Source organism: Nocardia sp. NPDC051030 (assembly GCF_040683015.1).
Lineage (GTDB): Bacteria > Actinomycetota > Actinomycetes > Mycobacteriales > Mycobacteriaceae > Nocardia.
Map to the genome: position 1 here is coordinate 186,749 of NZ_JBFBCD010000002.1, position 12,523 is coordinate 199,271.

Annotated in this window: 14 protein-coding genes; 11 read left to right on the top strand and 3 right to left on the bottom strand. The window is 67.1% G+C overall.

What is annotated here, in order from left to right; translation table 11 throughout:
- Nucleotides 1–5 precede the first annotated feature (5 nt).
- From AB0N05_RS05360 to coaD, 4 genes are read left to right on the top strand one after another with little or no spacing between them, the layout of a single operon-like run.
- A complete protein-coding gene (locus tag AB0N05_RS05360; RefSeq protein WP_364687857.1) occupies nt 6–3,410 on the top strand; it encodes a pyruvate carboxylase in 3,405 nt (1,134 codons plus the stop codon).
- Between the two features lie 20 nt (nt 3,411–3,430).
- On the top strand, nt 3,431–3,718 hold the full coding sequence (locus AB0N05_RS05365) for a hypothetical protein (RefSeq protein ID WP_364687859.1): 288 nt from the start codon (nt 3,431–3,433) through the stop codon (nt 3,716–3,718).
- On the top strand, nt 3,715–4,362 hold the full coding sequence (locus tag AB0N05_RS05370; protein ID WP_364687861.1) for an RsmD family RNA methyltransferase: 648 nt from the start codon (nt 3,715–3,717) through the stop codon (nt 4,360–4,362). Before AB0N05_RS05365 ends, AB0N05_RS05370 begins: the two co-directional genes overlap by 4 nt.
- A gap of 19 nt (nt 4,363–4,381) precedes the next feature.
- Entirely contained in the window at nt 4,382–4,867 is a 486-nt protein-coding gene (gene coaD, locus AB0N05_RS05375) for a pantetheine-phosphate adenylyltransferase (protein WP_364687863.1), read from the top strand.
- Between the two features lie 54 nt (nt 4,868–4,921).
- On the opposite strand, the gene AB0N05_RS05380 is transcribed toward coaD, so the two are convergent.
- On the bottom strand, nt 4,922–5,881 hold the full coding sequence (locus AB0N05_RS05380; RefSeq protein ID WP_364687865.1) for a hypothetical protein: 960 nt from the start codon (nt 5,879–5,881) through the stop codon (nt 4,922–4,924).
- A gap of 277 nt (nt 5,882–6,158) precedes the next feature.
- A complete protein-coding gene (locus AB0N05_RS05385; protein WP_364687867.1) occupies nt 6,159–6,668 on the bottom strand; it encodes a GtrA family protein in 510 nt (169 codons plus the stop codon).
- A gap of 317 nt (nt 6,669–6,985) precedes the next feature.
- Between AB0N05_RS05385 and AB0N05_RS05390 the strand changes: the two genes are divergently transcribed.
- From AB0N05_RS05390 to AB0N05_RS05420, 7 genes are all read left to right on the top strand, one after another.
- A complete protein-coding gene (locus AB0N05_RS05390; protein WP_364687869.1) occupies nt 6,986–7,732 on the top strand; it encodes a DivIVA domain-containing protein in 747 nt (248 codons plus the stop codon).
- A gap of 102 nt (nt 7,733–7,834) precedes the next feature.
- Nucleotides 7,835–8,500, top strand: coding sequence for a DUF177 domain-containing protein (locus tag AB0N05_RS05395; protein WP_364687871.1), 666 nt, complete (start codon nt 7,835–7,837; stop codon nt 8,498–8,500).
- Between the two features lie 2 nt (nt 8,501–8,502).
- Nucleotides 8,503–8,685 (top strand): 50S ribosomal protein L32, encoded by a 183-nt coding sequence (rpmF, locus tag AB0N05_RS05400; protein ID WP_364687873.1) that lies wholly within the window; start codon nt 8,503–8,505, stop codon nt 8,683–8,685.
- A 20-nt stretch (nt 8,686–8,705) separates the two neighbouring features.
- Nucleotides 8,706–9,482 carry a ribonuclease III gene (rnc, locus tag AB0N05_RS05405; protein ID WP_364687875.1) on the top strand — a complete coding sequence of 259 codons (777 nt, stop codon included), beginning with the start codon at nt 8,706–8,708 and terminating at the stop codon, nt 9,480–9,482.
- A gap of 6 nt (nt 9,483–9,488) precedes the next feature.
- Nucleotides 9,489–10,346: a bifunctional DNA-formamidopyrimidine glycosylase/DNA-(apurinic or apyrimidinic site) lyase gene (gene mutM, locus AB0N05_RS05410; protein WP_364687877.1), complete on the top strand. Its 858-nt coding sequence runs from the start codon at nt 9,489–9,491 to the stop codon at nt 10,344–10,346.
- A 95-nt stretch (nt 10,347–10,441) separates the two neighbouring features.
- Nucleotides 10,442–11,023: a dihydrofolate reductase family protein gene (locus AB0N05_RS05415; RefSeq protein WP_364687879.1), complete on the top strand. Its 582-nt coding sequence runs from the start codon at nt 10,442–10,444 to the stop codon at nt 11,021–11,023.
- A gap of 120 nt (nt 11,024–11,143) precedes the next feature.
- Entirely contained in the window at nt 11,144–12,055 is a 912-nt protein-coding gene (locus tag AB0N05_RS05420) for an SMP-30/gluconolactonase/LRE family protein (RefSeq protein ID WP_364687881.1), read from the top strand.
- Between the two features lie 11 nt (nt 12,056–12,066).
- Here AB0N05_RS05420 and AB0N05_RS05425 read toward each other — a convergent pair whose 3' ends face one another.
- Nucleotides 12,067–12,519: a DUF350 domain-containing protein gene (locus AB0N05_RS05425; RefSeq protein ID WP_364687883.1), complete on the bottom strand. Its 453-nt coding sequence runs from the start codon at nt 12,517–12,519 to the stop codon at nt 12,067–12,069.
- Nucleotides 12,520–12,523: the final 4 nt, after the last annotated feature.

The following is a 12,523-nucleotide window of genomic DNA, read 5'->3' on the forward strand; positions in this document are numbered from 1 at the left end:
GGCAAATGTTCTCCAAAGTCCTGGTCGCCAACCGCGGCGAGATCGCCATTCGCGCATTCCGCGCGGCCTACGAACTCGGCATCGGCACGGTCGCGGTGTTTCCTTACGAGGACCGCAACTCCGTTCACCGGTTGAAGGCCGACGAGGCGTACCAGATCGGCGAACCCGGACATCCGGTACGGGCGTACCTGTCCATTGAGGGGATCATCGAGGCGGCCAAATCCGCGGGCGCGGACGCTGTCTACCCCGGTTACGGTTTTCTTTCCGAGAACCCGGATCTGGCGGCGGCCTGTGCGGCGGAAGGCATTACGTTCATCGGCCCCACCTCGCAGGTGCTGGAGCTGACCGGTAACAAGGCGCGCGCCATTGCCGCGGCCAGGGCGGCCGGACTGCCGGTGCTGGCGTCGAGCGAGCCGTCCTCGGATGTGGACGAGTTGGTGGCGGCCTCTACGAGCATGCAGTTCCCGATCTTCGTCAAGGCCGTCGCCGGTGGCGGTGGCCGCGGCATGCGCCGCGTCGCCGATCGCGCGCAGCTGCGCGAATCTATCGAAGCCGCGGCGCGCGAGGCGGAATCGGCCTTCGGCGATCCGACCGTGTTCCTGGAGCAGGCGGTCATCAACCCCCGCCACATCGAGGTGCAGATCCTCGCCGATCAACATGGCAATGTGATCCACCTGTTCGAGCGCGACTGCTCGCTGCAGCGGCGGCATCAGAAGGTCATCGAGCTGGCCCCCGCGCCGAACCTGGATCCCGCACTGCGCGACCGCATTTGCGCCGACGCCGTGGCCTTCGCCAAGCAGATCGGCTACAGCTGCGCGGGCACGGTGGAGTTCCTGCTGGATGAGCGTGGCCAGCACGTGTTCATCGAGATGAATCCGCGAATCCAGGTGGAGCACACGGTGACCGAGGAGATCACCGATGTCGACCTGGTGCAGTCGCAGATGCGCATTGCCGCCGGGGAGAGCCTGGAAGACCTTGGCCTGAGCCAGGATTCGATCCACATCCGGGGTGCGGCCCTGCAATGCCGGATCACCACCGAGGACCCGGCCAATGGCTTCCGGCCCGACACCGGCCGCATTACCGGCTACCGTTCGCCGGGCGGCGCGGGCGTGCGCCTGGACGGTGGCGCGAATGTCGGCGCGGAGGTCGGGGCCTACTTCGACTCGATGCTGGTGAAGCTCACCTGCCGCGGGCGGGACCTGTCCACCGCGATCGCGCGGGCCCGCCGCGGTGTGGCCGAATTCCGTATTCGTGGCGTCACGACCAATATTCCGTTCCTGCTGGCGGTGCTGGATGATCCCGACTTCCGGGCCGGGCGCATCACCACGTCCTTCATCGATGAGCGCCCGCAGCTGCTCACGCTGAAGAGCTCCGCCGACCGCGGCACCAAGATCCTCAACTATCTGGCCGACGTCACCGTGAACAAGCCGCACGGCACCCGGCCCACCAAGCTGTACCCGCACGACAAGCTGCCCGCCCTGGACCTGAGCGTGCCGCCGCCGCCCGGCTCCCGGCAGCGCCTGCTGGCGCTGGGACCCGAGGGATTCGCCAAGGCGCTGCGCGAGCAGAAGGGTGTGGCGGTCACCGACACCACCTTCCGTGACGCGCACCAGTCGCTGCTCGCCACCCGGGTGCGCACCAATGGCCTGCTCGATGTGGCCGGGCATGTGGCGCGCACGACGCCGGAACTGCTGTCCATCGAATGCTGGGGCGGCGCAACCTATGACGTGGCGCTGCGTTTCCTGTTCGAGGACCCGTGGGAGCGCCTGGCCGCACTGCGCGAGGCGGTGCCGAACATCAACCTGCAGATGCTGCTGCGCGGCCGCAATACCGTCGGTTACACGCCGTACCCCGAAAAGGTCACGCGCGCATTCGTTTCCGAGGCCACCGCGACCGGTATCGACATCTTCCGCATCTTCGACGCGCTCAATAATGTCGATCAGATGCGCCCGGCCATCGACGCCGTGCGCGAAACCGGTACGGCCCTGGCCGAAGTCGCCATGAGCTACACCGGCGACCTGTCCGACCCGAACGAGAACCTCTACACCCTCGACTACTACCTCAAGCTCGCCGAGCAGATCGTCGAGGCCGGGGCGCACGTCATCGGCATCAAGGATATGGCGGGCCTGCTGCGCGCACCCGCCGCGCACACGCTGGTGACCGCGCTGCGCAGCAATTTCGATCTGCCGGTGCATGTACACACGCACGACACCCCCGGCGGTCAGCTCGCCACCTACCTGTCCGCGTGGATGGCCGGAGCCGATGCCGTGGACGGTGCGTCGGCACCCATGGCGGGCACCACCAGTCAGCCCGCGCTCTCGGCAATCGTTGCGGCGGCGGCGAATTCGCCGTATGACACCGGACTGGACCTGCAGGCCGTCTGCGACCTCGAGCCGTACTGGGAGGCTTTGCGAAAGGTCTACGCGCCCTTCGAATCCGGCCTGCCGGGCCCGACGGGCCGCGTCTACCACCACGAGATTCCGGGCGGCCAGCTCTCCAACCTGCGCCAGCAGGCCATCGCCCTCGGCCTCGGTGACCAGTTCGAAGAGGTCGAAGCCAAATACGCTGCGGCAGACCGCCTCCTGGGCCGCCTGGTCAAGGTCACACCCTCCTCCAAGGTGGTAGGCGACCTGGCCCTGTCCCTGGTCGGCTCCGGCGTGGACGTCGAGGACTTCGCGACCGATCCCGGCCGCTACGACATCCCCGACTCCGTAATCGGCTTCCTCCGTGGCGAACTCGGCACCCCCGCCGGTGGCTGGCCCGAGCCCTTCCGCAGCCGCGCCCTCGCCGGACGCGGCCCCGCCAAGCCCGAAACCCAGCTCACCGCCGAAGACGAGAAGGGCCTGAACGGCACCTCGGCAGAACGCCGCGCCACCCTCAACCGTCTCCTGTTCCCCGGCCCCACCGCCGAATTCCTCGCCCACCGCGAAAAGTTCGGCGACACCATGGGCTTGTCCGCCAATCAGTTCTTCTACGGCCTCCGCCACGACGAGGAACACCGAGTCCAACTCGAAAAGGGCGTAATCCTCCTCATCGGCCTCGAAGCCATCTCCGAGCCCGACGAACGCGGCATGCGCACGGTCATGTGCATCCTCAACGGCCAACTCCGCCCCATCACCGTCCGCGACCGCTCCATCGCCAGCGAAGTCCCGACAGCCGAAAAGGCCGACAAGACCAACGCAGGACACATCGCGGCCCCGTTCGCGGGTGTGGTGACCCTGGCTGTCTCCGAGGGCGACACCGTCGCGGCAGGCGACACCATCGGCACCATCGAAGCCATGAAGATGGAAGCCGCCATCACCGCCCCCCGCGCAGGCACCGTAAAGCGCGTAGCCATCAGCAAGGTCCAACAGGTCGAAGGCGGCGACCTCCTGGTAGAGGTTCGCCTCACGGAGGCCGCGGCCGAATGACCCCGAGCCTCGCTCGCTCAATGCCTCCTCAGCGGTCGCCTGCCTGGGAGGCCGCGCAGCTCGCCGCGGGAAGGAAGAATGCCGAGCGGCAGACCCCGCGCGGAATGCATACCAGCAGTGGTTGTTCGGCGGCGCACCAGCCGCTGACCGTCGTGGCGGCCACGCCCCCCGCCGATGAGCTCTCCCGGATGTGGATCGGCAGTTCTCGCCCGATGGCTGCGGCCGGATGCGCGATCATCCACCGCGGTGCGGTCGTGGATTCAGTGCTGCCGGATGCTTTCCCGCGAGGATGGGTGGTCGGCCGATGACGCGCATTGTCGCGGGGACGGCCGGTGGGCGGCGGCTGCGGGTGCCACCTGCCGGGACTCGGCCGACGTCCGATCGGGTCCGCGAGGCGTTGTTCAACCTGTTGGCGGCGCGGATGGATTTCGACGGCGCGCGGGTGCTCGATCTGTATGCGGGATCCGGTGCGCTCGGGTTGGAAGCGCTGTCTCGGGGTGCTTCGCGTGCGGTGCTGGTCGAGCAGGATCGTAAGGCGGCGAACATTATTCGCGGCAATATCGGGGATCTCGGGCTACCGGGGGCGGAGTTGCGGATGAACTCCGTTGCCTCGGTGCTCGGCCGGGCCGCGGTGAGCACCGGCGCGGGCAAGGGGCGGGCCGCATCCTCGGCGGGCGCGGCGGACTCGGTGATCGCCGGGGCGGCTTCGCCTGCGGGCGGTGCGTATGACCTGGTCTTCTCCGATCCGCCCTACGCACTGGATATTGCCGAGGTCCTTGCCGATCTGCGGGCGCTGGTCGAGGGCGGGTGGTTGCATGATGGGGCCATCGTCGTCGTCGAGCGGTCCACGCGGTCGCCTGAACTTGCCTGGCCGGAAGGGTTTTCGCCGCTCAAGTCGCGGACCTATGGGGAAACCCGGATTGACCTGGCCGAGTATGAGGCGGGGGACTGACTGCTGCTAGCGTCGGGCCATGGCAGGAGCACTGTGCCCGGGCTCTTTCGACCCGGTGACCCTTGGACATGTCGATGTGATCGCGCGGGCGGCGGCGCAGTTCGATGAAGTCGTCGTGACGGTGTCGGTGAACCCGAACAAGCAGGGGATGTTCTCCGTCGAGGAGCGAATGGAGATGATCCGGGAGGTCACCTCGCATCTGCCGAATGTGCGGGTGGACTCCTGGCGGGGGCTGACGGTGGATTTCGCCAAGCAGGAGGGCATCACCGCGATCGTGAAGGGCCTGCGCGACGCCACCGACTTCGGCTACGAGCTGCAGATGGCGCAGATGAATCGCAAGCTCACCGGGGTCGATACCTTCTTCATCGCCACCAATCCGCTGTACGGCTTCGTATCCAGCTCGCTGGTGAAGGAAGTCGCCTCCTACGGGGGCGATATCACCGACCTGCTGCCACCGGCCGTACACAAGCGGCTGCTCGCTCGAATCGCGGAGCGGCGCGGCTGATTCGGGCCGACCACTTGCGCGGGCGCACTCCTCGAGTGCGCCCGCGCGAGTGGTTCATAGCGGGTGCACGGGCATCCGGCGCGGTTCGGTGGCCGGGGCCGGTTCGATGCGGCCATCCGGCCGGGCTCGGCGTTCGCGGGCCAGGGCGGCGCGCAGGCGACGGCCCGCCACGCCGGTGCACAGGTCACTCCAAGTCCAGCGGACCACCTGGAAACCCAAGGCGCGCAGATAGTCTTCGCGCGTCCGCTCCCGCTGCATGGCCACGGCGAGATCCTGGCCGGGCCGCAGCACCCGCCCGTAGCGGGCCTGACCGTCGAATTCGCAGAGCACGCCAGCCTTTTCGTAGTAGAAGTCGACCTGGCCGACGAACCGCCCGTCCGGGGTGAGCACATTGCCCTGGGACCGGGGGAGCGGTAGCCGCAGCCGGTGGATCATGACCCGGCTCAAGGATTCACCCACGCCCTGACTGCGCCCATCGAGCAGCCCGATGACCTGTTTCGCCTGGGTGATGCCGTGTCGGCACCTCGCCCGCGCGACTTCCGCATGCAGTTCCTCACCGGTCAGCCCGAACGCGCCGACCAGCGAGTCACCCGCCACCACCGCCTCTTCGAGCGGCAGCGTGAGCGCCAGATCCACCACCGTGCGCGCGGGCGTCGTGACCCGCAGCCCGTCGATCTCCATGGCCGAATCCACCGGGGACCCATGGATTCTGGTGAACGGCCGGGTCCGCCCACCGCCGCGCCGATTCCGCGTCAGGCACACCTGATCCAGCGGAGTCCGCCACAGCGTGGTGCCATACAGCACCGCCGCCGACTGATGGCTCACCACGGTCTGCCCCGACATATCCGATAGCACCGCTTCGATCAGCAGTCGATGCTGCTCCCGCCGGGTCGGCTCCTGCGCGGCAACGGCCACCGCGCCACACCCGCTGAGCAGCCGCCGCGCCATGGCCCGCGGCGCGCCCGAACTCGTTTGCCCGGCCGCCGAATGCATTCGTCCTCCCGTCGAACTCATTCGCCCTCCCGCCGTGGGCGTCCCCATCCCCGGCGGTGCCGCACACATGATCCGCTCGCCCGCCCCGCCGGTCGCTGCGGCCTCGGTCCGGCCGTATCCCGCCGTCCCCCAAGGCATCCGCGTCCTCGTTCCATTACGGAACTCCCTTCATCGCTCGATGCTGGTTTCGACGCAGCCCCGCCGAGATCGGTTCCCCTTTCTCCGAAAACGACGAAACCTCGCACCCTTCCCGGGTTTCAACCCGGTGTGAGTGCGAGGTCTCGAAGAGAGTGAAAGGTCAGAAGACCCAGAGCCGCAGGGTCAGGAATCGGACGGTCCCCACGGCCGCGGTGATCCCCAGTACCGCAGCGGCTTCGGCGATATCGCCCAGTCCGGGCGCGGTGGTCTCCAGGATGGCCAGTCCGGCCGAGGTGATGGCCAGACCCGCCAGCGCCAGCCCGCCGCCCTCGATCTGCGCGGTGAACCAGCGCACCCGCCCGGCCGCGTGGAAGGTCAGTCGCCGGTGCAGTTCATTGGCCACGGCCGTGCTCACAATGGATCCGGCCAGGTTGGCCAGCTGCGGCCCGCCGCCGTAGAAGGCGAGGAAGAGCATGAGGTAGCCGATATTGCTCAGACCGCCGACGAGGGCGAAGCGAATCAGCTGCGCGAGGGCGTGCTCACTGCGCAGCCACACCCCGAGCTGTCCGGTCCAGCGTGCCCCGGTGGTGCGCATGGCCTCGGCGCCATACGCATAAGTCTCGACCAGTACGGGCATCGTGACCCGCTGCGGCATATCCAGGACAGCCATCGTCTTTTCCCATCGAACACGTCAGGCTCGGCCCGGCGTTCCACTTCCTTTTGTTATGTTCAGCGCTGATTGAACGAACTGAACTGTCAACCCTTGGCGACTCCGCTGCCCTCGGCTCAACATTTTCCTGCTACAAGAATTTAACACTAACTGGAGTGGTTTCCTCCACTTGTTTTTGTGGCCTTCGGAACAGTCCGGGAATCCTTCCTCGACACGCCGCGCTCGAACCTCGGCGACGGCGTCCGGGCGGGCACACTGGCGAACAAGCGGTGAGAGACGTCTCCCCGTGAGCCTTGGCAGGAGAGTGGGGTAAGAGCATGTACCGGGTATTCGAAGCGCTCGACGAACTCGTGGCCATCATCGAGGAGGCGCGGGGGATTCCGCCGACTCGCAACTGCATCGTCCCGCGCGGTGAGGTGCTCGAACTCCTCGACGACGTGCGCGAAGCCCTGCCCGGCGAGCTCGACGACGCCCAGGACGTGCTCGATATCCGGGACAAGATCGTCACCGACGCCCGCAATGCCGCCGAGACCGCGGTCACCGGCGCGAACGAACAAGCCCACGAGACCGTCACCACCGCGCGCGACGAGGCCGACCGCATTCTGGCCGACGCCAAGGCGCACGCCGACCGCATGGTCGCCGAGGCCCGCGCGCACGCCGAACACCTGGTCGCTTCCGCCGAGGCCGAGGCCGAACGCGTGGTCGCCGACGGTAATACGGAATACGAGACCGTCACCGGCCGCGCCCGCAGCGAGGCCGATCGCATGGCCGCCGCCGGTCAAGCCTCCTACGACCGCTCGGTCGCCGACGGCAAGGCCGAACAGGAACGCCTGGTCTCGCAGACCGAGGTGGTCCGGGCCGCGCACACCGAATCGGCTCGCCTCATCGACACCGCGCAGGCCGAGTCCGACCGCCTGCGCACCGAATGCGACGACTACGTCGACGGCAAGCTGGCCGACTTCGAGGAGACGCTGCACAGCACGCTGCGAATCATCGGCCGCGGCCGCAACCAGGTGCGTTCGGGTACGAGCGTCCCGGATTACGCCTCGGAGTTCCGGCGCTGAGGCTCGGCAGCTCCCGGCATCCATGCGTTTTGGGCTGAAAGCTCCTGTTCGGTATTGTTGAGTGGTTGCCCATTCCACACCGAGCGTGAGTGAGTCCTATAGATGCCCGCCGATTCCGGTTCGTCTTCGCGCCCTCGTCGTCAGCCGACGCCGCAGGACGTGGGTTTCGTGCTGGACGTGCACAGTCTGGGACGCAAGCCCGGTTCGATGAAGAACATGCATCGCACCGTCACCACTGACGCGAAGATCGGCCTCGAAATGGTCGGTATCCCCGTCGGTGCGCAGGTAGAGATGGAACTCACCCTGCAATCGGTCTCCGAGGGCGTGCTGGTCATCGGTTCGGTGACCGCGCCCATCGAAGGCGAATGCTCGCGCTGCCTCGAATCGTTCACCGACGCGATCGAATTGCAGATCACCGAGCTTTTCGCCTACCCGGACAGCGCTACCGAGCAGACCACCGAGGAAGACGAAGTCCACCGCCTGGTCGACGATACGGTCGATCTGGAACCGGTGGTCATCGACGCCGTCGGCCTGGAACTGCCGATGCAGCCGCTGTGCGAACCCGACTGTGCGGGCCTGTGCCCGGAATGTGGCGTACGGATGGCGATTGCGGAATCCGGCCATGGTCATGAGATACTTGACCCTCGCTGGGCCGGGCTCGCGAATTTCGCAGCCACCGATGGTGATTCCGTCGGTGATTCCGCCCCATCAGAATCCACCCTTGCGGGCCACAATGGCGCCGCGAGTCAGCAGACAGAGGAGAAGTAGTCGTGGCCGTTCCGAAGCGCCGGATGTCCCGTGCCAACACCCACGCGCGACGCAGCCAGTGGAAGGCCACCGCGCCTGCCCTGATCACCTGCCCGAACCGGGCCTGTGGTCAGCAGACTCTGCCGCACATCGCCTGCCCGTCCTGCGGTACGTACAAGGGCCGCCAGGTCACGGCTGCGGTCTGACTCTCTCGATCCAGCCGACAGTGACCGCCAGCAAGGACGCGGCGGACATTCCCGCCGTGGGTGACGCAGCCGATCATGCCAGCCTGCTCGAGGCACTCGGCGTAGGCCTACAACCGGAGCTTCTGCGCCTAGCGCTGACGCACCGGTCGTACGCCTACGAGAACGGTGGCCTGCCGACCAATGAGCGCCTGGAGTTTCTGGGCGACTCGGTGCTCGGCCTGAGCATTACCGAACGCCTCTACTTGGAGCACCCGGACAAGTCCGAGGGCGAGTTGGCGAAGCTGCGCGCGAGCGTGGTCAACATGCACGCGCTGGCCGAGGTGGCACGCGTGCTCGGCGAGGGCGGCCTGGGCCGTCACCTGCTGCTCGGTAAGGGCGAAGAGCTCACCGGCGGCCGGGACAAGCCGAGCATTCTCGCCGATGGCATGGAGTCGCTGCTCGGCGCCGTGCATCTCGAGCACGGCATCGACACGGCACGCGAAGTGGTGCTGCGGCTTTTCGCGGCTCTGCTCGAGCGTGGTCCCCGCATGGGGGCCGGGCTGGACTGGAAGACCAGTCTGCAAGAGCTGACCGCGGAGCGCGGCATCGGCGTGCCCAGCTACGAGATCACCTCCACCGGGCCCGACCACGACAAGGAATTCACCGCCACCGCGGTGATCGGTGGTCAGTCCTACGGTTCGGGGGTGGGCCGCTCCAAGAAGGAAGCGGAGCAGAAGGCCGCCGGCGCGGCGTACAAGGCCTTGCAGGCCGAGAGTGCTGCCGCCGCCGAGGCCGATGGTTCCGAATCCAAGAGTTAGGGCCTGATGCCCGAACTCCCCGAAGTCGAAGTTGTACGGCGCGGTCTCACCGAACATGTGGTGGGCCGCGCCGTCGCATCGGTGACGGTCCATCATCCGAGGTCCGTGCGCCGCCACCTGGCCGGCCCGGCCGATCTCGCCGCCCGCCTCACCGGACTCCGCGTCGAATCCGCCGAGCGCCGCGGCAAATTCCTCTGGCTCACTTTCGATGAGCCGGATACCTCTCTCGTCGTGCACCTGGGCATGAGTGGGCAGATGCTGGTTCAGCCTGCCGACGCGCCCCTGGAGAAGCACGCGCACATCATCGCCGCCCTGGATTCCGGGCAGCAGCTGCGCTTCATCGACCAACGCACCTTCGGCGGCTGGCAGCTGGCCGACTTGGTCGAGGTGGACGGCACTTTCGTCCCGGACTCCGCGGCGCATATCGCCCGCGATCCGCTGGATCCGCTGTTCGACGCCGACAAGGTCGTGAAGGCCCTGCGCACCAAGCAGTCCGAGATCAAGCGCGTACTCCTGGACCAGACGGTCGTCTCGGGTATCGGCAATATCTACGCTGACGAAGCCCTCTGGCGTGCCGGGATTCACGGTGAGCGGGTCGCCGCCAAGCTGACCCGCCCGGTCCTGCACAAACTCCTCGCCGAAACCCACACCGTCATGAGCGAAGCGCTGCTGGCCGGAGGCACCTCCTTCGACGCGCTCTACGTGAACGTGAACGGCCAATCCGGCTACTTCGAGCGCTCGCTCAACGCCTACGGCCGCGAACACGAACCCTGCCGCCGCTGCGGAGCCCCCATGATCCGCGAGAAGTTCATGAACCGCTCGTCGTTCTCGTGCCCGCGTTGTCAGCCGCGCCCGCGCTCCTGACCAAGCGCCACTGATCGGGTTCTAGCCTCCCCACCGAAGGCCTTGAAGCGCTACCTTTTTCACAGCGGCATGTGTGGTGCCGGCTGGAGGGACCAATGCGCAAACTGACCTATTACGTCGCGGCAACGATCGACGGGTTCATCGCTTCCGAAAACGGATCGGTCGACTTCTTCCCGGTCGGGGGTGACCACGGTCCGGCGATCATCGCACAGTATCCCGAGACGCTGCCCACCAAGGTGCGGGAGGCCTTGTGCGTGGACAAGCCCAGCACCACCTTCGACACCGTGATCATGGGCCGCAAGACCCACGACTTCGGCGTCCGCACCGGCACCTCCAGCCCGTATTCGCATCTACGGCAGTTCGTGGTCTCCACCACGCTGCCGGAGCCTCCCGCGCCGGATGTGGAGCTCATCTCGTCCGACCCGCTGGGGCGGGTGCGGAAATTGAAGCGGGAGAAGGGGCTTGGGATCTGGCTCTGCGGTGGTGGGGAGCTGGCGCAGACATTGCTGCCGGAGATCGATCAGATCTTTTTGAAGCTCTACCCGATCGTGCTGGGGCAGGGGCGTCCGCTGTTCGGGGCGGGCGCACGACTGCCCGAGGCGTCGAAGTTCCGGGTGCTCACCAGCCGGATCTTCGAGGATGGGGTGGCGTTCATCAAGTACAGCCGGGTGCGGTGAGCGGGCCGATCAGCTCGCCCGGTAGGCGGCCAGGAAGGTGCGCACGGCTTGGTCGGCGTAGCGGTCGAGTTCGGCCTGGGCCGGTGTTTCGTCGGAAGTATTGAGTTCTAAGGAGCGGTCATGACGGCACGGATACTGACCACGCGGATGCTGCTGGACGGGCTGGGGATCGGGGAGAGCCCGCGCTGGCATGACGGCCGATTGTGGTTCTGCAATTGGGGGACCAACCAGATCGTGGCGGTCGATATGGACGGCAAGAGCGAGATCATGCTCGAAAACGCCGCGGCCTCACCACATTCCATCGACTGGCTGCCGGACGGCAGGCTGCTGATCGTGCCGCGCCGCGCCGTCGGCGAGCAGCGATTGCTGCGGCAGGAAGCCGACGGCTCGCTGACTCCGCACGGAGAGCTGGACGACCTGCCCAAGGGCTTCAATGAGATCACCGTCGACGGGCGGGGCAATATCTACGTCAATGGCGCGGATTTCGAATTCCTGGTCTTCATCCGCCGTGCCATGGCGGATATGGCGGCGGGCGATCAGACCCCGCTGCACCTGCGCCCGGACTTCGTGCCGGGCTTCATCGCGCTGATCACCCCGGACGGCAAGGCCCGGCAGGTGGCGACCGACATCGCCTTCGCCAATGGCATGGTGGTGACGCCCGACAATCGCACGCTTGTGATCTCCGAGTCCTTCACCGGCACGCTCACCGCCTTCGACATCGACGACGACGGCAGTCTGTCGAACCGCCGGGTATTCGCCGAAGGGATTGCGCCCGATGGAATCTGCATGGACGCCGAGGGTGCGATCTGGACCTCGCAGAACCCCGACCAATGCGTGCGCGTCGCCGAAGGCGGCGAGATTCTGGACCGGGTGGAGCTGGACCGGTCGCCGTTCGCCTGCATGCTCGGCGGGCCCGAGGGGCGAACGTTGTTCATCATGGCGGCCGTGTGGAATCCGCAGGATCCCTTCGGCGGGAGGACCGGTCGGGTCCTCACCGTCGACGCCCCCGCCCCGCACGTCGGGTGGCCGTAGCCCGCGGCGGGTCAGAGAATGGCGACGGCGACGACCAGGCCGAGGGCGAAGTGGGCGGCGGCGACCATGAGGGCCTCGGTGCTGAATTCGGGGTTCTTGAGGACCGCGCCGATATCGATGCCGAAGACGAACTCGATGACCCGGACCGAGATGACCTGGGCGAGAATGCCAACCAGGCCGTAGATGGCGGCGGCGATCAGGCCTTCGGAGAGTTTGCCCGCCGAGGCGTAGATGGCGAGCACGACGATGAAGGCCATCGAGATCATGCCCGCGGCGGAGACGATCACGGCGTTGGGGAGGCCGCGGGCTACCATGCCGCGCAGGCTGCCGGGAGTGGTGAGGTCCACGGCGAAGAAGCCGATGAGCATGAGGGCCAGGCCGACCAGGGCGTAGAGGATGATCGCGCCTACGCCACGGCCGAGCGAACTCCAGTACCCGGATTCGAGGGCGAGAGTGGTGGTCATCGAG